19 protein-coding genes and 1 tRNA gene are annotated in these 21,501 nt (G+C 54.2%); 4 read left to right on the forward strand and 16 right to left on the reverse strand.

Annotation, left to right across the window (positions count from 1 at the left end; translation table 11 throughout):
* Positions 1-29: 29 nt before the first annotated feature.
* Complete coding sequence (locus tag OGM59_05775; protein UYI90213.1) at positions 30-263, reverse strand: hypothetical protein; 234 nt, start codon at positions 261-263, stop codon at positions 30-32.
* Complete coding sequence (locus OGM59_05780) at positions 251-940, reverse strand: hypothetical protein (GenBank protein ID UYI90214.1); 690 nt, start codon at positions 938-940, stop codon at positions 251-253. Before OGM59_05780 ends, OGM59_05775 begins: the two co-directional genes overlap by 13 nt.
* Positions 941-950: 10 nt before the next feature.
* On the opposite strand from OGM59_05780, the gene OGM59_05785 reads away from it, so the two are divergent.
* Positions 951-1,121 carry a hypothetical protein gene (locus tag OGM59_05785; protein ID UYI90215.1) on the forward strand — a complete coding sequence of 57 codons (171 nt, stop codon included), beginning with the start codon at positions 951-953 and terminating at the stop codon, positions 1,119-1,121.
* Between the two features lie 136 nt (positions 1,122-1,257).
* Here the strand turns inward: OGM59_05785 and OGM59_05790 are convergent.
* The 13 genes from OGM59_05790 to OGM59_05850 all read right to left on the reverse strand — a co-directional run bounded on the left by OGM59_05790 (position 1,258) and on the right by OGM59_05850 (position 18,163).
* Positions 1,258-1,350, reverse strand: a tRNA-Ser gene (locus tag OGM59_05790).
* Between the two features lie 38 nt (positions 1,351-1,388).
* Positions 1,389-2,840, reverse strand: a complete 1,452-nt coding sequence (gene purF / locus OGM59_05795) for an amidophosphoribosyltransferase (GenBank protein UYI90216.1) — start codon at positions 2,838-2,840, stop codon at positions 1,389-1,391.
* 51 nt (positions 2,841-2,891) lie between these two features.
* On the reverse strand, positions 2,892-3,626 hold the full coding sequence (locus OGM59_05800) for a hypothetical protein (GenBank protein ID UYI90217.1): 735 nt from the start codon (positions 3,624-3,626) through the stop codon (positions 2,892-2,894).
* A complete protein-coding gene (locus tag OGM59_05805) occupies positions 3,623-4,885 on the reverse strand; it encodes an FAD-dependent oxidoreductase (protein UYI90218.1) in 1,263 nt (420 codons plus the stop codon). Before OGM59_05805 ends, OGM59_05800 begins: the two co-directional genes overlap by 4 nt.
* Positions 4,882-5,322 carry a 4Fe-4S dicluster domain-containing protein gene (locus OGM59_05810; protein ID UYI90219.1) on the reverse strand — a complete coding sequence of 147 codons (441 nt, stop codon included), beginning with the start codon at positions 5,320-5,322 and terminating at the stop codon, positions 4,882-4,884. The genes OGM59_05805 and OGM59_05810 overlap by 4 nt, the downstream gene beginning before the upstream one ends.
* 13 nt (positions 5,323-5,335) lie before the next feature.
* Positions 5,336-6,838, reverse strand: a complete 1,503-nt coding sequence (locus tag OGM59_05815) for a glutamate synthase-related protein (protein ID UYI90220.1) — start codon at positions 6,836-6,838, stop codon at positions 5,336-5,338.
* Positions 6,831-7,934 (reverse strand): glutamine amidotransferase family protein, encoded by a 1,104-nt coding sequence (locus OGM59_05820; protein UYI90221.1) that lies wholly within the window; start codon positions 7,932-7,934, stop codon positions 6,831-6,833. Before OGM59_05820 ends, OGM59_05815 begins: the two co-directional genes overlap by 8 nt.
* Before the next feature lie 238 nt (positions 7,935-8,172).
* The gene (locus OGM59_05825) at positions 8,173-9,921 is read right to left on the reverse strand and encodes an ammonium transporter (GenBank protein UYI90222.1); all 1,749 of its coding nucleotides are present in this window, start codon (positions 9,919-9,921) and stop codon (positions 8,173-8,175) included.
* Between the two features lie 175 nt (positions 9,922-10,096).
* Positions 10,097-11,440 carry a type I glutamate--ammonia ligase gene (gene glnA, locus OGM59_05830; protein UYI90223.1) on the reverse strand — a complete coding sequence of 448 codons (1,344 nt, stop codon included), beginning with the start codon at positions 11,438-11,440 and terminating at the stop codon, positions 10,097-10,099.
* Positions 11,441-11,679: 239 nt separating this feature from the next.
* Entirely contained in the window at positions 11,680-12,879 is a 1,200-nt protein-coding gene (locus tag OGM59_05835) for a CapA family protein (protein ID UYI90224.1), read from the reverse strand.
* Between the two features lie 142 nt (positions 12,880-13,021).
* Positions 13,022-13,693 carry a hypothetical protein gene (locus tag OGM59_05840; protein ID UYI90225.1) on the reverse strand — a complete coding sequence of 224 codons (672 nt, stop codon included), beginning with the start codon at positions 13,691-13,693 and terminating at the stop codon, positions 13,022-13,024.
* Positions 13,694-13,784: 91 nt separating this feature from the next.
* A complete protein-coding gene (locus tag OGM59_05845) occupies positions 13,785-15,464 on the reverse strand; it encodes a metallophosphoesterase (protein UYI90226.1) in 1,680 nt (559 codons plus the stop codon).
* An 11-nt stretch (positions 15,465-15,475) separates the two neighbouring features.
* Positions 15,476-18,163 (reverse strand): trehalase family glycosidase, encoded by a 2,688-nt coding sequence (locus tag OGM59_05850; GenBank protein ID UYI90227.1) that lies wholly within the window; start codon positions 18,161-18,163, stop codon positions 15,476-15,478.
* Between the two features lie 169 nt (positions 18,164-18,332).
* On the opposite strand from OGM59_05850, the gene OGM59_05855 reads away from it, so the two are divergent.
* The 3 genes from OGM59_05855 to OGM59_05865 are packed head-to-tail and all read left to right on the forward strand — an operon-like array spanning position 18,333 to position 20,603.
* The gene (locus tag OGM59_05855; protein ID UYI90228.1) at positions 18,333-19,097 is read left to right on the forward strand and encodes a Wzz/FepE/Etk N-terminal domain-containing protein; all 765 of its coding nucleotides are present in this window, start codon (positions 18,333-18,335) and stop codon (positions 19,095-19,097) included.
* A gap of 1 nt (position 19,098) precedes the next feature.
* The gene (locus OGM59_05860; protein UYI90229.1) at positions 19,099-19,866 is read left to right on the forward strand and encodes a CpsD/CapB family tyrosine-protein kinase; all 768 of its coding nucleotides are present in this window, start codon (positions 19,099-19,101) and stop codon (positions 19,864-19,866) included.
* A 17-nt stretch (positions 19,867-19,883) separates the two neighbouring features.
* Positions 19,884-20,603: a hypothetical protein gene (locus OGM59_05865; GenBank protein ID UYI90230.1), complete on the forward strand. Its 720-nt coding sequence runs from the start codon at positions 19,884-19,886 to the stop codon at positions 20,601-20,603.
* A 58-nt stretch (positions 20,604-20,661) separates the two neighbouring features.
* Here the strand turns inward: OGM59_05865 and OGM59_05870 are convergent, their stop codons facing one another.
* A complete protein-coding gene (locus OGM59_05870) occupies positions 20,662-21,501 on the reverse strand; it encodes a deoxyribonuclease IV (protein UYI90231.1) in 840 nt (279 codons plus the stop codon).

Consider the following 21,501-nt stretch of genomic DNA (forward strand, 5'->3'; position numbering starts at 1 on the left):
GCATTGCAGCTCTGCTCACTTTGGGTTATTTATTGCTTTTCTTGTTTTTGAAATAGCTTTTCGTATTTCTCCACGATTTCAAAGTATTTTTGCTTTTTCTCTTCTCGTAGTGCCCGCATTTCCGGCGTATTGCACTCCCCCCTGGATACTCCGGGGTGCGCCGCCAACCATGCTTTACTGATTTTTCTTTCCCGGATTGCATATTCGTGATCAAGCGCTTTGAGTTCAGCCAGTTCTTCCTCACTAATCTTTACTTCTTCCATCTGGTATACACTCCTTTCCCTAAAATACGGCAGGTCTCCTCGATCAGTATGTGCTTTGCATTTTCTTCATAGTCTAAGAGTCCAAGATGTTTCCTTATCATCGTCGAAGAAACATTATCTTTTGCTTGTTCTTTTGCTTCTTCCCACTCTTTAAGTGTTACTCCGTCCATCTGTTCCAGGCGATAACGATATTTATGGTCAAAGGCTTCCATCACGCCGGTGCCATCGGCAATCATGCTGGGAACATCCGCCTCATCACTGAATGAAAACTGCGTTTGATCCGCTGGGTGATTATGTATATTGTAACTGCCTTTCATGGAAATGTCAACGCCGGTTAAGTCGATATAATCCGGCTGGTGACTGGTAACGGAATACACTTTGCCGGTGCGGTCAATAACCAGCATGTGCTCCTCGTCGGCGCGCTCGTACTGTGTAATAAACCGATCCACATAGGCATTGCGTTCCTGCTCAGACTGCGGATTGATTTGGCCAAGATATACAGCTTCCGCCTGTTCCTCCACGGCCGGTTTATCTACGCCTCTTGCGCCACGAATAACGCCGCCATTTTTCTCCACATACTTTTCATACCACTGGCTATAGGTCATATCTGCCGGTACGGTCATGGACTTGCCGGTTACCGGATCCCTGGCCCAGCGGGTGCCGGAGCGGTTACTCATCCCGCACCAATTGCGACACGCCTTTGCCACCATCTGCTTTGACGCCGATCTATCGGCCAAAGACGCTTCCCAGCTGCTGGGGCACTCCAAGGTAGAACTGACTATGGATGTGTACACCCACATTCGACAGAGCAGAGCACAGCGTACCGCCGAGCAGTTAAACGACTTTGTTTCTTCCTGAACGAGTAAGACAAAAGTAGGACAAAAATGCCGTCAAACACCAACATTGGCACACAAATTGCCACAAGTGCAAAACAGAAAAAAGCAAAGAAAGAAAGCCCCGAATTCGCGCAATCACGCGCCATTCGGGGCTTTTTTGGCGGAGAGCAAGGGATTCGAACCCTCGAACACCCGTTTAGATGTTACACGATTTCCAATCGTGCTCCTTCGGCCAGCTCGGACAACTCTCCATATACAGCGGGCGCAAGGTGCGTCCGCTTATTCACTTTTAATCCAAGACCTGGTAGTAAGAGGAGAACTGATTCAGCTTTTCCTCAAACTTATCCTTGGACTGCTGCTTCGGGGTGGGGATGGGATAATGGCCGGTGAAACAACCGTCGCAAAAATCGAATCCGGACTCCTTCGCAAGTTCGTGAGTAGATTCTACACTAAGATACCCCAAGCTGTCAACCCCTAATTGGCAAGAAATTTCAGAAATTTCGTGAAATTTGCATGCAATCAGGTTTTCTTCGCTATCAATGTCCGTTCCAAAGAAGCAAGGATGCCGAAACGGAGGGGCAGAAACCCGCATATGCACCTCGGTGGCGCCGGCCTCTCGCAGCAGGCTGACAATCCGAGCGCTGGTGGTGCCGCGAACGATAGAGTCGTCGATCATCACCACCCGCTTGCCCTTGATATTCTCTCGCAGTACATTCAGCTTGATCTTCACCGCGTCCTCACGCTGACCTTGGGTAGGCTGAATAAAGCTGCGGCCGATGTAGCGGTTCTTGATAAATCCAATGCCGTAAGGGATGCCGCTCTCCTGGGCATAGCCCAAGGCGGCGTCCAGGCCGCTGTCCGGCACGCCGATGACAATATCCGCGTCTACCGGGTGCTCCTTCGCCAGGTACGCACCGGCCCGCATTCTGGCGTGCTGCACAGACACGCCCTCAATCACACTATCCGGCCGAGCAAAATAGATGTACTCAAACACACAAATATGGCGTGGTCCGCCGCAATGGGTGGTAATGGAGCGCACGCCTTCCTTGCTGATCACAACGATCTCGCCGGGAGCAATATCCCGCACAAAGTGAGCGCCGATGGAATCCAGCGCACAACTCTCCGACGCCACCACATAAGCATCGTCCGCAGTCTTACCCAGACAAAGAGGCCGAAAGCCATTGGGGTCGCGAAATGCAATGAGTTTGGTGGCAGTCATCACCACGCAAGAGAACGCCCCTTGCAGCCGGGGCATGATTTTTTCGATCGCCTCTTCCGTGCTCTTACTGTGCAGGCGTTCCTCTACAATAGAATAGGCAATGGACTCGGTGTCCGATGTGCCGTGAAAAATGGCGCCCTTCAGCTCAAACTGGCGGCGCAGCTCCGGGGCATTTACCAAATTGCCGTTATGTGCCACCGCCAAATTACCCTTAATATGGCGAATGACCAGGGGCTGAATATTGTTGGCGTTTTTGCCGCCGGTGGTGGAGTAGCGCACATGACCGATGGCCATATTACCTGTACCCAGGGCAGCCAGCTGCTCCTTGCTGAACACATCCGGCACCAGTCCGTCGCCCCGATGGTGGCGAAACACGCCGTCGTCATTCACGGCAATGCCGCAACTCTCCTGTCCTCTGTGCTGCAAGGCAAACAGAGCCAGATACGCCGTCTGGGCCACCGTGGTGGTCTGATTTTCAAATACGCCGAAAACACCGCATTCCTCGTGCAAACTATCGAACATCGCTCTCTCCTATCCCGTGTGGTTGTCGCTCTTTTCTCTATTATAATACCATTAGTTGGGCGTGTAAAGGTTTGCGTAAGGTCTGGAGGTGGCGGGAGCCAACTTTTTGAACGGTTTTTTCATGATCTCGTCCATGGAAACGCCAAAATACTTGCAGTATTTCTTCAAATACCCCTCCAATTCCTGCCGGTCCGCGTCCGTTAAGGCCGTCACTTTAATGTTCGGGCTGATGTTCTCCTTGGGGAAGCTGCCCCGCACAAAGATCTTGCCTCCGTGCATACCGGAGGCGCAGTGGGTGCCAAACAGCTTTTCGCCTCGCTTCATACCCAGTCCCAGCAGCACAATGGTACCTCCGGCCATATACTCGCCCAAGAAGGAACCGGCATTGCGACCGATCACCAGCACCGGCTTCATCTGTTCAAACTCCTTCATATGGATCCCGCCGCGGCAGGCCACATTGGTCTCTACAAAGATCTGGCCGTCCCGCATACCATAGCCCATAGCGTCGCCGGCGTGGCCGTGAATGACGATCTCGCCGCCGTTCATAGTGTTGCCCACTGCGTCCTGGCAGTTGCCAAACACCTCCACCTTGCCACCATTTAAGTAGCAAGCCATATCATTGCCCGGGGTGCCGTGCACCTGAATGGTTTTGCCTGCGTCCAGGGCGCAGCCGATATAGCGCTGACCGTTCACCGCCGTGATCGTTACCTTTTTCTTGGTGCGCAGCTCCTGCTTAATTTTGTCGTTCAGCTCTGCATACTTGCACAGTCCTGCCTCAATATTCACAGCTGCACGCCTCCTCTCAACTTGGTGATCCGGGTCTCCTTGGGGAACCAGAACAGATTGGGACTATCCATCAAATCCCCTTGCAAACCCTCCAACGGCACACCGCCGGAGATCAAAGATGTATAGATTCCGGCGTTCTCGCTGGCGTTGATGAGCACATAGCCCACCAGCTTGCCGTCCCGGAACACCAGGCGCTTGTAGCTATCGTCTGCGGCAGCCACACGGTCCGTATAGCCGTCGCCCTTAGCGTTGATCAGCCCGCAGGTGCAAATACGCAGACCGTAAAAATCAATAGCGTTCACCGCATAGGTACCGCCGACGGTCAGGTCGCCGCCGGCCATTTGGCTGCCTGCGGCACGCCCTTGTGCCACTGCATTCGGCCACAGAGCCAAGATTTTCTTACTGCCGTCCAACATATCCACAGACACGGCGCAATCCCCGGCGGCGTAAATATCCGGGTCCGAGGTCTGCATGGTGGCCGGATCGGTGATAATCCCCCGCTCCACTGTCAGGCCCGCCGCCTCAGCCAGTGCCGTGGCCGGGCGCACGCCCACTGCCACCACCAGCAGATCGCAGGGCAGTTCCTTGCCGTTTTGCAGCACCACCCGCTGCACCGTCTTACCGCTGCACTTAGCCCGGGTCACCGTTTGACCCAGGTGGAAGCGCAGACCGTGGTGCTCTAAATGGCGGCGCACCAGCTTGGCGCTCTTTTCATCTAAAATAGAGGGCAATACCCGACCGGACAGCTCCACCACATCTACGCTTTTGCAAATTTTGCTCAAGCCTTCGGCGGCCTTCATACCGATCAGCCCGGCACCGATCACCACGGCGCGGGTGTTCGCACTTGCCAGATCGTGCACAGTCTGGGCATCTGCCGCGGTCAAAAAGCCGCACACATTGCGCTTGCCGCTTACATTCTGCATCGGCGGCACAAAGGGCACGGAGCCGGTGCACAGGCACAGCTTATCATAGCTATACACCTTGCGCCCGCACTTAACGGCCTTTTTCGCCCGATCAATGGCGGTCACCTCTACGTCGGTGACGATCTCTATTTTTTGCTCTTTATAGTAAGCCGGGGTGCGCAAGCGCATTTGACCCCGCCGCACCAGGCCCTTTAAGTAATAACTGATAGACGGACGAGAGTACGGCAGATCCGTCTCCCGAGTCAGCAGGGTAACCGCGCCTGCCGGGTCCGTCTTGCGAATTTGCTCCGCCGCAGCCAGTCCGGCGGCAGAGGCACCGATGATCACATACTTCACTTGGCAGCACCTCCCGCTTCTACCCAAACCAAGGCTCGATTGGGGCAACCCTTGACGCACGCCGGTTCTTCCCCGCCGCACAGGTCGCACTTGTAGGCAATATTGCCGGGCTGAATACACCCGATGGGGCACACCGCCAGGCAGGTCATGCAGCCGATGCATTTGTCCGGGTCTACGGACACAATGCCGGTCTTTTTGTCTTTGTGCATAGCGCCGGTAATGCATGCCTTCACACAGGCCGGGTCATCGCAATGACGGCAGTTCACCGCCACGGAGGCTACACGGTCGCCGTACACCTTTACCCGGCTGATAGGCGCCGGATTCTCATATTTATTGGCTGTCAGCACATCGCCGGAGGCTGAATGTGCCGTTTTGCAATAGACTTCACACAGGTGGCAGTTGACGCAAAGTTCCTCTCGTGCAAATACTTTTTTCATCTCACTGTCCTCCTTATTCCCCGGCGTGCTTAATGCCCAAAATTTGCAATTCCCGATCAGTCAGACCAATACCACGGAGCATCAGTCTGTTGCCGCGCAGGGAGTCAACGGAGTTGATGCCCATGCCGCCCATGATCTCTTTCATCTCATGGTTCCAGGCGGAGAGCAGGTTTTCCACCCGCTGATGAGCGATCTCCGGATTCAGTCGCCGGGTCAGATCCGGACGCTGGGTGGCAATGCCCCAGTTGCACTTACCGGTGTTGCAGGTTTGGCACATATGGCAGCCCATGGCGATTAGCGGCGCAGAGGCGATATACACCGCATCCGCACCCAGAGCAATCGCCTTGATCACATCAGAGGAGCAGCGAAAAGAACCGGCAGCCACCAAAGACACGGTGGAACGAATGCCCTCGTCCCGCAGCCGCTGGTCCGCAGCTGCCAGCGCCAGCTCAATGGGAATACCCACATTGTCGCGTATGCGGGTGGGCGCTGCGCCGGTGCCGCCGCGAAAGCCGTCGATTACCACAATATCCGCACCGGCACGAGCCACGCCGGAGGCGATGGCCGCAATGTTATGTACCGCTGCAATCTTAACGGAAATGGGCTTTTTGTTATCCGTGGCCTGCTTCAGCGACCAGATCAGCTGGCGCAGGTCCTCAATGGAATAAATATCATGATGCGGAGCAGGTGAAATGGCGTCCGATCCCACCGGGATCATACGCGCATTGCTGACTTCCACATTCACCTTTTCACCGGGCAGATGGCCGCCGATCCCCGGCTTGGCCCCCTGGCCGATCTTAATTTCTACAAACTTAGAGTTATTCAAATAATCCTTATGCACACCGAAGCGGCCGGAGGCCACCTGTACCACGGCACAGTCGCCGTAAGACGCCAGGTCCGGGTGCAAACCGCCCTCACCGGTATTAAACAGCGTGCCCATATTCTTGGCAGCCATGGCCAGAGATTTTTGGGCATTCAGGCTGATGGAGCCAAAGCTCATGGCAGAGAACATAATGGGCGTCTCCAACATCACCTGCGGCGGCATTTTGGTCACGGACTTGCCCTTGCGCTCCACTTGCAGACGATCCGGTTTACGACCCAAAATGGTGCGGATTTCCATCGGCTCCCGCAAAGGGTCAATAGAGGGGTTGGTCACCTGGGAGGCATTAAGCAAAATTTTGTCCCAATAAATGGGATACGGCTGCGGGTTGCCCATAGCGGACAGCAGCACGCCGCCGGTATTTGCCTGGCGGCAGATCTCTTGCTGATAGCGCGGGGTCCAGTTGGCATTGTCCCGATAGTCGCACACATATTTTTCGATCCGAAGGGCGCCGGTGGGGCACAGATCCACGCACCGATGGCAGGCCACGCAATCCTGAGAATGGGACACCACGGTTTTGCCGTCCGGTCCAAAGCTATGGCACTCGTTGGAGCACTGACGCACACAGCAGCCGCAATCAATACAAAGTTCCCGATCCCGCACAATGGTGAACCGGCGGGGAATATAATTAATCATCGTCTTCCTCCTTTGCCAGTTCCAGTGGGATAAATACCGGCTCCGCACCGCTGACGGACCACACTTTTTCCGGGTGGGGGCAGATCACGCGAATGGCGGACTCCTCTGAAGCAAAATACGCCCGATTGCCCTTGGTAGCCGCAGTCAGGGATCGCAATTTCAGCCGGTCGTTGATGGCCAGCAGCCCCTTGTTGGAGCCAAGGATCACAGAGAACGGCCCGTTCACCAAGGCGCCATTATAGATCGAGCGCAGGTTGGTAAAATACTCTTTCCGCTCCGGGTCCATACGGTCAATCTCGTCCCACTCCGGGGCCGTAAGCACATCGGCTGCCACATCAATGGGCAGCTGATGGTGACGGATCAGGTGGTCAAACAGATAAGTAATCACTTCCGTATCCGTTTGCATGGTACACACATAGCCAAACTGCTCAATATACCGACGGTTAGCGTCATAGGACGAAATCTCGCCGTTATGCACCACAGACCAGTCCAGCAGATTAAAGGGGTGTGCCCCGCCCCACCAGCCGGGGGTGTTGGTAGGAAAGCGACCATGTGCTGTCCACAAATAGGCATCATACTGATTCAGCATGTAGAACTCGCCCACATCCTCCGGATAGCCCACAGCCTTAAAGCAGCCCATATTCTTGCCGCTGGAAAAAATAAAAGCGCCGTCGATCTCGTTGTTCACATGGATCACGCACTGGGCGGTATATTCGTCCTCGTCCAAACGGGCCTCTTTCATCCGCACCTTATTGGGCTTGGCAAAATACCGCCAAATGTCCGGTCCATTCTCTATGGACGCGATCTTCTTGGTGGGAATGCGCTCGGAAACATCCACATTAAAATGCTTGAACAAAAACTCCTCGCAAGCGCCTCGTGCCTGTACCGACTGGTAAAACACATGAAAGGCAATATCCGTCTTGTGATCGGGATAAATGCCATAGGCGGCAAAACCGCCGCCCAAGCCGTTGGAACGGTCGTGCATCAAGGCAATGGACTGGATAATCTCCGACCCATTGATCGGCTCACCCTTGCGGTCAATAATGGCGGCAATGGCGCAGCCGGAGGGAATGCGCACTTCGCCCTCTCGCAGCATATTCATCACTCCTGTATCTGTATTTCTTCAAAAAAAACCTATACTTTATTGTACAACACTGTCGATTACCCGTCAATGCGCCCACTATAAAAATCTACAACACAAAATCAGCATAATTATAGTGAATTTCACAAAGAATTGCGCTCTTCTCTGTGAATTACCGCTCACTTTTGGTTCTTTTGTACAAAAAAGCGGCTTTGCCACCGTATAATGGCAAAGCCGCGATAGGTAGGGACGATCAGTCGTCCGTACCCTGGAGAGCGTCATAGCCCCGTGCGCCGGTGCGCACCTTTACTGCGTCCTCCACATCATAAACAAAAATCTTACCATCACCGATATTACCGGTATATAGCGCCTCTCTGGCAGCGGCGATCACCGTTTCCACCGGCACGGCGGAGATCACCATTTCCAGCTTCATCTTGGGGTTCAGGTTCAGCTCCTCGATTTCCACACCGCGGTACTTACGCACATGACCCTTCTGGGTACCGCAGCCCATTACATTGGTCACGGTCATACCGGTAACGCCCACCGCGTTCATGGCGTCCTTCACCCGTTCCAGCTTGGCCGGGTTAAAGAGCATCACCACTTCGCTGAGCTTAGCGTCCGGTTTGGTGGTATAAGTCTCTACCGGAACAGCCTTTTCTACCGGTGCAGCCGGCAAGCCGCTTTCCGTTACCGGCACGGCAGCAAAGCCGCCGACGGGCATAAAGTCCGCATAGGCAGAGGGCAGGTTGTGCTCGGTGGCGTCCAGCCCCTTGATCTCTTCTTCCGCGCTGACCCGCAGGCCCACGGTCTTGTTCAGAATAAAGAAAGTGATGGTCAGGGTCACTGCCGCCCAACCGGCCACAGCCGCAAAACCGATTAACTGGGTACCCAGCAGGTGCAGCCCGCCGCCGTAGAACAGACCCGTATGGGTCAGGCCGGACACTGCATAGCCCGGTGCTTTGTCCGTGGCAAACAGGCCTACGGCCAGCGTGCCCCAAATACCGTTGGCCATGTGTACAGCCACAGCGCCTACCGGGTCGTCAATATGCAATTTCTTATCCAGCAGCTCCACAACCAGCACCACCAGAATACCGGCCACAGCGCCGATGATTCCGGAGCCCAAAGCGTCCGTTACATCACAGGAGGCGGTCACAGCCACCAGCCCGGCCAAAGAGCCGTTCAGGGACATGGACACATCCGGCTTGCCGTCCTTGATCCAAGTAAAGATCATGGTGGTGCAAGTGGCCACAGCCGGCGCTACGGTGGTGGTCACCAGGATAGACGCCAAAGTGGGTACATCGGTAGCCGCCGCGCCGTTAAAGCCGTACCAGGCAAACCACAGGATAAACACGCCCAGCGCGCCCAGAGTCAAGGAGTGACCGGGAATGGCTTTGGGTGTCTTTTTGCCGGTTTTTTCGTCCGTATGGTACTTACCGATCCGAGGACCGAGAAAGATGGCGCCGATCAGTGCTGCGATACCGCCCACCATGTGAATGGCGCAAGATCCGGCGTAGTCGTGGAAGCCCAGCTTTTGCAGCCAGCCGTTGCCGTCCACATTCCAGACCCAGCCTGCCTCGATGGGATACACCACAGCGGAGATCACTGCTGAGTAAATGCAGTAGGCAGAAAACTTGGTACGCTCTGCCATAGCGCCGGACACAATGGTGGCCGCCGTGGCACAGAACACCAGGTTAAATACAAAGTTGGACCAGTTGAAATCATTATAGTGGGTGAAAATGCCCAGGTTGGGCAGACCGATCACCCCGGCGATATAGTCCTGACCGCACATCAGTCCGTAGCCCAACAGAATGAACATCACCGTGCCGATACAAAAGTCCATCAGGTTTTTCATAATAATATTGCCGGCGTTCTTGGCTCTGGTAAAGCCGGTCTCTACCATAGCAAAGCCGCACTGCATAAAGAAAACCAGCACTGCGCCGATCAAAAACCACACGCCGAACAGCTCGCTGTTCACCGTTTCCATGATTGTTTCAAGCCCCATAAAATCCTCCTTTTCATCAAAAAAAGCTTAAAAATGGAAATAAAAAAAGAGCGCTCGAAAACAAAAGTTCGAGCACTCCATTGTGCTAAAGAATGCCGACACCGCGCCAATGGCCCGGCGCCGGCAAATGACCGACCCTGTCAAAAGACAGTGCCGACCGTAAGAGAGGGCAAAATCAATACAGTACCATGTACTTGTCGATCTCCCACTGAGAGACCTTGGTGCGGTACTCGTCCCATTCATTCTCCTTGCCTTCAATATAGTTATTGAACACATGGTCACCCAGGGTTTCCTTAATAAACGGATCTGCCTTAGCGGCTTCAATAGCCTCTTTCAGGCTGCCGGGCAGGCAATCAATGCCGGCGGCTTTCAACTCCTCGTCGGACAGACCGAACACATTGTAGTCAATGGGAGAAGCGGGGGTCATCTTATTCTTAATTCCGTCCAGACCGGCAGCCAGGCACAAAGCCATCTCCAAATAGGGGTTGCAGGTGGGATCCGGGCAGCGCAGTTCTACGCGAGTGCCCTTGCCGCGAGCGGCAGGAATACGCACCAGGCAGGAGCGGTTGGAAGCGGACCATACCAGGTAAGACGGTGCCTCATAGCCGGGTACCAAACGCTTGTAAGAGTTCACGGTGGGGTTGGAGAACGCTGCAATGCCGCGAATATGGGCCATAATACCTGCGATGAAATTATAAGCGGTCTCGGACAGGCCCATCTCGCCGTTGGGGTCATCAAAAGCGTTCTTGCCGTCCTTCAAATAATACAGGCTCATGTTGGTGTGCATACCGGAACCGTTGATACCATAAATGGGCTTGGGCATAAAGGTAGCGTGCAGGCCATGCTTGGCAGCGTAAGTCTTAACCACATGCTTAAAAGTCATTACACGGTCGGCACTGAGCATTACATCACCAAACTGGAAGTCGATCTCGTGCTGCCCCTCGGCCACTTCGTGGTGGGAAGCCTCAATGGTGTAGCCCATATCCTCCAGGGCCAGGCAAATATCCCGACGGCAGTTCTCGCCGTGGTCGATGGGGTTCAGGTCAAAGTAACCGCCCTCGTCGCCGGTCTCCAGGGTGGGGTTGCCGTTCTCGTCCAGCTTAAACAGGAAGAACTCGCACTCCGGGCCAACATTAAAGCCAAAGCCCATCTCGGCAGCCTCGTCCATCACCTTTTGCAGCACATTGCGGGGGTCACCCATGAAGGGGGTCTCATTATCGGATTTATATACGGAGCAGATCAGTCGAGCGGTCTGCGCATTCTGGTGCTTTCTCCAGGGGAAGATGGTCCAAGTGTCGTAATCCGGGTGCAGATACATATCGGACTCATCAATGCGAACAAAGCCGTCGATGGAAGAACCGTCAAACATACAGTCATTGTCCAGCGCCTTCTCCAGCTGGGACAGGGTGATGGCCACATTCTTCATAATGCCGAACATATCCGTAAACTGCAAGCGGATAAACTCTACATTATTTTCCTGTGCGCTTTTGATGATGTCTTCCTTTGTGTATTTACTCATAGCAAATACTCCTCTCTTAAGAAATGATAGATAGCACAGAATTTTCTTACTGCCAAAGGCAATAAAAAATGAGGGCGCTCCGCTATCAACGGAACGCCCTCGTTCTGAATACAATGCCATTATAATCACATTGTCCCGGGTTTGTCAACGGTTTTTGACAACTTTGGCAAATCTTGTAATTGGCGGCAGGAATTGTGCACGCCTTTTGTACAATATGCACAGGATAGACAGACTGTTTGCTATATGTCCAGAAATTCGGCGGGAATAACTTTTTTCGACAAATCGGTAAAATACTTCACCGTGGCACCCTTCTGCGCCTGGGTGGCGGCCAGCTCGTCGGTATAATCACTGAGCTTATAGACGGAAAACACAAAACCGTTACCGCCCCGGCTGTAATGGCACACCACCGGCGCCAGTTTAGCAGAGGAGATGTTGATCTTTCCATTCTCCTTTTCGATCGTCACCTCCGCCATACCGCCGCACAGTTGGGGCAGATTGATCTGGTGGCTGATAAAATTACCCAGGGAGTAGTAGACCAGCATTTTTTTGCCGCTCTTTTCGTTGGTCACCCACGCCACCGGCTGGAGCACATGCGGGTGGCTGCCGATGACAATGTCTACACCCAGGTCAGAAAACAGCTTTGTATATTCCTTTTGGTAATCGGACACCTTGTGGCTGTTCTCCGTGCCCCAGTGCGGAAAGACCATCACCACATCCGCATGCTTGCGCGCCTCGGTAATGTCTTTCCGAATCTTGTCCTTGTCCATCAAATTCACCAGCCAGGGCTTGTCCTTGGGCAAGTCAATGCCATTGGTGCCGTAGGTGTAATTCAGCAGAGCAAAGGTAATATTGTTCTTCTCATAATAAGTAATCTTGTCATAATCCGCCTGAGAGGCGTTGGTGCCCAGGTGCACCGCCTCTTTATGCTTGCCGAAGTATTCCAGCTCTTTCTCCACCCCGGCACTGCCCATATCCATAGTATGATTGGTGGCGCAGGTAAAAATATCAAACCCGGCGGCAATGGCGGCGTCACCAATCTCCCAGGGTGAATTAAAGCAGGGATAGCCGGAATAGTCAAAGCTGCTGCCGCCCAGCACCGTCTCCTGATTGATAACGGCAATATCCGCCGGTTCAATATACTGCTTAATATCCTGATAAAAGGCGTCGTAATTCCGGCTGCCGTCCTTTTGCTCTCCGGCAGCGATTAGGGTATTGTGGATCAGGTTGTCCCCTACTGCCACCAAGCGCACCCGGGTCTTGCCCTGGGTCTCTTCCGTGTGATCCTCCGTTTGGTTAACCACAGACACCTTGGTGGGCGCCGTAGGCTTCTTCTCATCTGCCCTGCGGGTAATGGTGCCGCTGATGGCAAAGGCAACAATTACGGCCAGTGCCACCAAAACAGGAATCAACACCCGCCACAGTTTTTTCTTCTTTTCCATATGGTCACATCCCAACTGCCAATGGGCTTTTCTTACAGTTTCCGCGTTCTGCTGTGATTATACCATACTCCTTACTTTTAGGCAAGAAAAAGCCGCTCTCCGAAAAACGGAAAGCGGTCTTTCATTTTTGCTAAAGCAGCGATTACTCGGCAGCAGCCTCTGCGGCAGCTTCCTCGCCGTCCTTCTTCTTTTCTTTCAAAAGGACAAACTTTTCCATGGGGAAGAGCACCACCATCTGCACAAAACCGGCAGCCAAGCCGGCAATGGTTCTGGCCAAAGGCTGAATCCAAGCCCAGTTGATCTTGGCGATAATGCCAACCAGCCAGCCCTGGAACCAGGTGGAGAACAGGATCAGCGCGATCATCAAAACGATATAGAACGCAAAGCTGTACCAAGGCGCATCAGACTTAAAGGTGGTCTTTTTGTTCTGATAGAAGCCATAGATGTTTGCAATCAGGTTGGACAGGAAGAACGGAAGCAGATAGCCCCAGGTTACCACACCGCCAACAACAGAACCGTTCTGAATGGTGCCGTCGATCACATACTTGCCTACCTGCTCGATGCCCTCTTTGGTGGAGGCGTCAAAAATCACATTGGGATCAAAGATACCCTGCAGGAAAACGGGCAGCGTAGCGGTCACGCCGTCAAAAATTAACGGGAGCACATTGGCCAGCACCAGCTGGATGATCGTTACCAAACCGGATACCACCAGGAACTTTACAAGCTGCCAAAGGGTCTTCATAAAAGAGCCTTTTTCCTCAGCGGCGTTGTCGATACCGCCAAGGCTAATTTTCTTCTTTTTGTCATCTGCCATAATTATTTTACCCCTTTCTCATGGACTGTACAAAAATAACGGGTTCATTATACTATTTTTTGGCTAAGATTGCAACCTTTATTTTACAGAATTAAAAAAGGAAAGGCAGCGCGCCAATACAGCCGGTGGTGGCAGCGTGCACAATGGCAACCACAGCCCATACTACCAAAGCGATCAGGCCAACGAGGATCGCCAGCACCAAAATCACCAGCAGCACCAGGATCGCCAGCACCAGCGGGCCCTTTTTGCTGGGGCGCACCGGGTCGTCAAAGGCGGGCTTTTCTGCCTTTTTCAGCGCCGGGTTCTCATCATCGTACAAAGGATACAGGGGCAGCGTGGCGTTGGCGTCGCAGGGACCCGGATTCCACAGCAGCGGCTCTACCAGACTGCGCACAGAGGTGGCGCCCTTCAGCACCTTGCCGATGGAGAAGTGAATGGTGTTCAGGAACGCGTCGATCACGTTCAGCAACCCACAGCAGATCTTGTACTCCCGCGTATCCGGACCGTAAGGCGAGTCGCCGCAATACAGGTTCTGCACCAGCTCTAAAATAAAGTCCACCACCCGATGATCGGCAATGTCCGCAATATCTTTCTTGGTCAGGCCGTTTTCTTTCTTGCACAGGCGCCAGGCTTTCTTAAAGGTCAGCTTGTTCAGCCACTTGGCAATGGGCTTAATCAGCCAGCCCAGTTTTTTGACCTTTTCGCCGGGAACGGAAAAAGCGTCTGTCATCTCTGCCAAATGGTCAATATCCGTGGCCGCAGCGTCCAGCAGCTCGGAGATCATACCGAAGAAAAACGTGCGCATATACTGGTCAAAAGGCTTGCCGCCGGTGTCCAGCCCCGGCACATCGGTAATGGTCACCGTCTCCACATCCACTTTGGCGTGGGCCGGGTCCAGCGTAATGTTGCGCATGGTGGGCGGGCAGCCGATCATAGCACCGCAGGCAATGTCATAAAAAGTGTTGCCCTTTTTGGTCTCTACCACGCTGATGTCGTGAATATGGGTGTGACCGGTGAGCATACATTGCAGTCCGTTGTCCGCAAAAATCTCCCGGGTGGTCTCATGATTGCGCTGCATATCCCCCTTGCCGATAATGGCATAAAAAGGACTGGGAGCGATCATGGGGTGATGGGTCATAGCGATCACAAACTGATCATTTTTGCGAGCGTCCTCCAGCTGATCCAGAATCCAGGCCATACAGTCGTCGCTGTACCCGGAGCCGCTCTCCCCCTCCGGCTTATAGTTGGTATCGTCATTCAGAGCAAACAGCCGATAGCCGGGGGCCAGCTGCACCACATAGCTCATGCTGTCCGGGTGGGTAGCAATGGCCTCGTTGGGGCCGAACTCATAGTACATCTGCCACAGATCGTGGCGCTCCTCCACCGCCGGCACCTGAATCTTTTTGTCGCCGTCATAGCCGTCAGCCACGCCGCCGTCCCGATAATCGTGGGTAGCAGTGATCACATACACCCGCTTGCCTCGCTTTTTCAGGTCCCGGAGCATTTCAATAAACTCGGCGTGAGAGGCCAGCTCTCCGTCCCGGGTGGTATCGCCGGCCAGCACCACAATATCCGTGGAAGTGTCCGCACACAGCAAATCGAACCCGGCTTTGATCACCAGGTCGCTGTCCTTAATGACCTTTTGGCTCTTGGCCTCGGCTTTTTCGTAAGCCTTGCCCTCGGTGCCCCCCTTGCGGGAGTAGTAATGCGGATCGGTGATAAATTGAATTTTCAGCGGCGCATTGTCTGCGCCATACAACTTCGCTGCCATTGCGTTCTCCTTTATTTCATCTCTGCCTTCAGCACGCCGCTGCGCACCGTGCCCGGCAGGGTAATCTCCATACAGCCGTCACTGCGCAGAGCGTAATCCAGTTCTTGTCCATCTAAGGTCAGCCGATAGCTGTGCGCATCCGACAGGGTGAGCACAAAGGCATACTGCCCATTGTCGCCGGTGTAACGGAAGTGGACCTCCGCAGAGGTGTCCGTAAGCTTCTGGCTGTCCGTCCACACATCCAGCCCGCAGGTAAAGGTGCCCGGGCGATAGTAGCAGTCCGCCCACACATTGATAGGCGCGGACAGGCCGCCGAAATTGTGGAACCAACCGCCGCGGCGGGTCTGAATACCAAAGCACTCATAGGTGTTGTAAGAGAAGTCCGTCTCTTCCTTCCACATATCCAGCGCTCGACGGGCAACCTCAAAGGCAAATTCCGTCTCGCCCAGGTCAAACATGGTCTTCCACATAAAGAACTGGTGGCTCATCCACACATTGCCGTTCCAGTAGCCGTCGTCAAAATAGTAGGAGGCTGTCATATCCACCGCGCTGATGCCGGCAGCGGACCACATTTCGTCCGGGTTCTTAATATGCGCCAGCAGACGCTCCCGCCGCGCCTCCGGAGCAGCCCCGGCAAACAGCGGATACACACCGTCCATGCCCTTGTCGTAGTTCTCCCCGGCGTCGGTGGTGAAAATGCCTTGATAGTTTTTGTCATCGTCATAGACGGAGTAGGCGTAATAGCCGCTCTTTTCGTCCCAGCTGTAACGGTTCAGAGCGTCACTCATCCGCTGAATGTCTGCGTCATAAGCGGCAATGTCCTCTTCCTTGCCCATGGCGGCAGCCACCATCTTCATGATCTTGGCGGCCCGAATGGTGTGGGAAGTAGACAGGCAGGGGCACATATATTGCTTCTTATCCTGGGCGATCATGGCCACCTGGGCGGGATAATCGTCCATACCGCTGCAAGAATACCAGTAGTCGTAAGTGGTGGTCAGGCCGTTGCCGAACTTGCCGCAGGTGGAGCCAGGGGTCTTGCCGCTGATATAGTCATAATACCGCTTCATCTGCGGATACAGAGCAAACAGGGGTACCTTGTCCTCCGTGCGGTGCAGCAGTTCCAAATACTGCACAAACTGGGTAGGCACCAGGGAGCCGTGGAGCAGAAACGCAAAATCCGTATTCTCCGGCTGGGACAAATAAGTCTCTAAAATGTAGCGGCATTTCTCCGGGCTGAACTCCAGCACACCGGTGCCGATCACGCCACTGTCCCAGGTATAAAAGCTGTCCCAGCGCTTGCCGGGGGTGTAATGTACCACATTCTCGCCGTGCTTGTACACCGGATATACCAAGTTGGTCAGGAGTGTTGCCCGCAAGATCTCGGTAGACAGACTGTACTTCTGTCCCTCCCGATTGAACTGTACCGGAGTGGCCAGCGCCTTGGCGGCGGTGTACAGCTGCTCGTATTCTTCGGTGGTGCGGGGTTCCACCTTTCCCTTGGACAGCACTGCATACTCTATATGCTCTGCGTGGGGGTCAATAAAGATGGAGGGCATCACCGCATTGTAATAGTAGCCCTCGTCACTTTTTTTGCGGCGGAAGGAGCGAGAAAAGGTCTCCCGTAGGTCGTCATAAGTGGGGTCGCCGTTAGACAGTCGGTTAATCAGCGCGTCCTCCAGGCTGCCACTGTCCAGTTCCCGTCGGCGGGTCTTGGGATTGTGCGTCAAGATGGAATAGCAGCCTTCCGCGTCCTTGTAAGTTAGGGTAATGCGGGTGGCGCCGTGCACCTTTTCTTCTTCAATTTGCGGCTTGGTGTCGCGCAGCACCGTGCGGGCGCTGACTTCCTGTTCCGTGCCCGGCCGGCACAGCACCAGCACATCCAGCTCCACACCGGCGCCGCCCCGGCTCTCCAAGGTCAGGGTGTCTGCGCCGTCATAGGGTAGCGCGGCAAAGGTCAGGCTGTCGCTCTCCGGCAGTTCTGCCGCTACGCCGTTGACGGTAAAGGCAGCAGCACCCGGCGTCACTGTACGATAACGCAACAGCAAGGTAGCGCCCGTCGGTCGGAGAGACGGCAGTGTGTATACCACTTTGTCCCCGGCAGTGCAGCCGAAAGGCTCCAGCCCCAGGAAATCCACATGGTAATTCTCGCACCGGTCACCCAGACCGTGGGCGTGGTAAAAATTGCCGTCGGCAAACTCGCCCTTGTGCATACCGTCCGGGTTCTCATTATCCCAGGGGCGGGGCTTTGCATAGGTGTACTGCGTATAATCGTTGGCATCCACCAATGCGGCATCCCCAGGCAGCTGCAAAGCACAGTGCTCCGGCGCCGGGAACTCCAGTGCGCCGAAAATATTCAAAATACAGTTTTGCGACAGGTCCGTATCGTTCACAAAGCGGCAGCGCATCAGGTAGGACTCCTCATCCAGCCGGGTGTAAGACACATCGGCATAAATTTGGTCCTTCCACATCAGCTCATAGCGATAGGAATAAAAGCGAAAGTCCTCGTCACAGCTCCACAAATGGTAGCCGGACGGCACAGTCACATTGGGCACCGGGGTAGCGGAATTCCACAGGGTGGGGTGCACGACAAAATCATAGCGGGCACCTTCTGCCGCCCGATCGTCCACAATGCGGGACAGTCCCATATACTTCTTGGAATACGGTCCCCAAAGGGGCATACGGATTTGAGATTTTTTCATACGCAGTTCTCCGTTTTTTGATTTTTTTGCTTTGATTTTTTTGCAAGGATATTATCATCTTTTTGCCCGCTTTTGTCAATAGTGAACACCTTGACAAACCAGATATAATACAGTAATATATATCTGTTAAAAATAAATCATGTTTTTGCAGAGTAACGGAGACAAGTCTATGAATATTGACGAAAATGTACAAAAGGTCGTTAAGCTGCTGCTGCGCAAGTGGAAGCTGCTGATCCTGTTTATGCTCATCGGAGCGCTTTTGGCCGGGGTTTATACCGCCAAATTCACCACCTTGACCTACACCTCCAGCGTGGAGTTCCTGGCTGCAGCGGTGGATCCGGCCCACGAAATCAGCGACAGCACCGGCGAGGTGGCCCGCACCAGCCAGACCAGCAAAATGAACTATGCTATGAAGATGATCGATACCTATATCGAGATCTTCAAGACCAACAAGTTCTGCAGCAAAGTGGCAGGCGAGATGAACAAAAAATACTACACCAACCTGTCTCCGGCGGATATTAAGCAATCTTTTACCATTGAGACGGTGGAGAACACAGCCATGTTTAAGCTGATCGTCACCTCCACAGACCCTACCCTGTCCTACAACATCGCTCACCAAATGGAGGAGAGCGTGCCGGAGCAGATGGAGGAAACCAACAACGGCCTGGTTCAGACTACCGTGGAGGACAAGGCCATTAAGCCCAACACCGCCGAGGGCCGGGGATACTTAAAGAACTGCCTGCTGGGCGCCGTAGCGGGACTGCTGATCGCTGCCGCATACGTGATTCTGCGAGATCTGTTAGATGTGCGCATCAAGAGCGCCGAGGAGCTGAGCCAGCGCTACGATGTGCCGGTACTGGGCTCTATTCCCGCCTTTACAACCGGCAAGCGCAGTGCTGCCGGCAAGAAAAACACAAAGAAAGAGGCGAAATAAGATGGCTAAAAAAGCGAACAATCCCTTTGCCCGCACCCTGATCTCCAATGCCAACATGGATCCGGCGCAGAAGTTCCGGATTGAGGAGGCTTACAAGAGCATTCGTACCAACATTATGCTCTCCATCCTGAAAAAGGGATGCAAAACCATTGTGGTATCCTCCGGCTCCCCTGCCGAGGGCAAAACGACCACCACCATCAACCTGGCCATCTCCATTGCGCAGGCAGACCAGCGGGTGCTGCTTATTGATTGCGATCTGCGCAAACCCAAGATGCACCACTACTTTGGCGTGTCCAATGCACCGGGACTGACCAACTACATCAGCGACTCAGTAAAAAACAACGGCCCTAAGACGGACCTGTACAGCATTATCCACAGAACAGAATTTCCCAACCTATCGCTGCTGTGCGCCGGTTCCATTCCGCCCAATCCGGCAGAACTGCTGGGCAGCGAGCCCATGGCTGAGTTTTTGCAACAGATCAGCCGGGACTACGACTATGTGATCATTGATACCCCGCCGCTCAATGTGGTGTCTGACGCCCTGCCCATTATTCGGGAGTCCGACGGCGTAGTGATCGTGGTGCGTGCCAACAGCTCCACCCACCCGGAAGTGCAAAAGGTGATGGAATCCCTGGAGTTCATTGACGCCAAGGTGCTTGGCTTTATTTACAATTTTGCAGAAGATAAGCGCTCTCGCTACTCCCGCTACAAGTACGGCTATGACTATGGGTATGGCTACGGTTACGGGTATGACGCCGGCGCAGAATAATCGGACAAGGTGATGCTATGGTAATCCCCGGCTTGATTGAAATGCACTGCCACATTCTCCCCGGCGTGGATGACGGCTCCAAAGATACGGAAACCAGTGTAAAGATGCTCCGCCGCCTGGCGCTGCAAGGGGCAGAGACCGTAGTGCTTACCCCCCATTATTACTCGGATTCTATTTCTTTGGCGGACTTTACCGCCCGACGGAACGCGGCTTTTGCCAACTTGCAGGCTGCTCTGCCTCCGGACGCGCCCCGGCTGTTGCTGGGTGCAGAGGTGTATGTGAGCCGCTATCTGATGAATAATGCAGACCTGACCCCCATCTGTATCACAGGCACGCGGTGCGCCCTGCTGGAGCATAACTTCAGCGACAACTTCGGCACGGAGACCCTGGATCGGATCACGGCGCTGACCTGCGACCAGGGCATACGGCCTATTTTGGCGCACATTGAGCGATACAAAGCGCTGATGGATCACCCCGGTTTAATTGACGAATTGCGAGATATGGGCTGCGCCACCCAAGTAAACATCAGCGCCTTTGCAAACGCCTCCTTTGGGGTGCGGCGCAAACTGCTGAAGTATCTGGACAGCGGGCGCATTGACTTGATCGGCTCCGACTGTCACAACCTGGGCACCCGCCCGCCGGATTATGCAGACGGCGCCGCCGTGATCGTCAAAAAATTTGGTGACAGCGCCCTGCAAGCCTTAATCCAAAATGCCCACACCCTGCTGGGCTGCTGAAAGCGCATAAAAAAGCACGACTTCTTTGCCAGAAGCCGTGCTTTTTCTTATGTTCATTTTACTTTGATGTTTGCTCCAGGCTGCGCAGCAGGGCAATTTCCTCTTGGTAGCCGGACAAGTCATTGGGGGTCTCTAAGAACATGGGCAGTCCCCGCAGCGCCGGGCGGTTGACGATGCGGCGGAAGGTCTCTATACCCAAAAAGCCTTTACCGATCTGCTCATGTCGGTCTTTATGGGAACCGCAAGGATTCTTAGAGTCGTTCAGGTGCAGTGCCCGCAATCTGTCCAGGCCGATCACCCGGTCAAACTGGGTCAGCACCCCGTCCAGATCCTCTGCCAAAGGGTATCCGCCATCGCTCACATGACAGGTATCCAGGCACACGCCGATCTTGTCTTGCAGCTGCACACCGTCTATAATGCGGCGCAACTCCTCAAAGGTGCCGCCCACCTCGCTGCCCTTACCGGCCATCGTCTCCAACAGTACGGTGGTATGCTGCTCCGGGGTCAGCAGGTCGTTCAGCGCCTGGGTGATATAGGCAATCCCGTTATCCGTCCCCTGCCCCACATGGGAACCGGGGTGAAAGTTATACAGCGTACCGGGTAGCGCCTCCAGCCGCTGCAGATCATCGGCAAACACCTCTCTTGCAAAAGTGCGGGTGCGTTCCTTATCGCTGCACATATTCATGGTATAAGGTGCATGGGCCAGCACCGTGCCAAAATCCGCAGCCTGTGCCTCTTGCAAAAAGGCAGCCACATCCGCCGGATCCTGAGCCTTTACGGCACCGCCCCGGGGATTTCGGGTAAAAAACTGAAAAGTATTGGCACCAATGGACTGTGCCTCTCGCAGCATGTGGACATAGCCCTTGCTTGCACTTAAATGAGCGCCTAAAATCAACAT

The organism is Oscillospiraceae bacterium, assembly GCA_025757685.1.
In the GTDB taxonomy this organism is placed as follows: Bacteria; Bacillota; Clostridia; order Oscillospirales; family Acutalibacteraceae; genus CAG-217.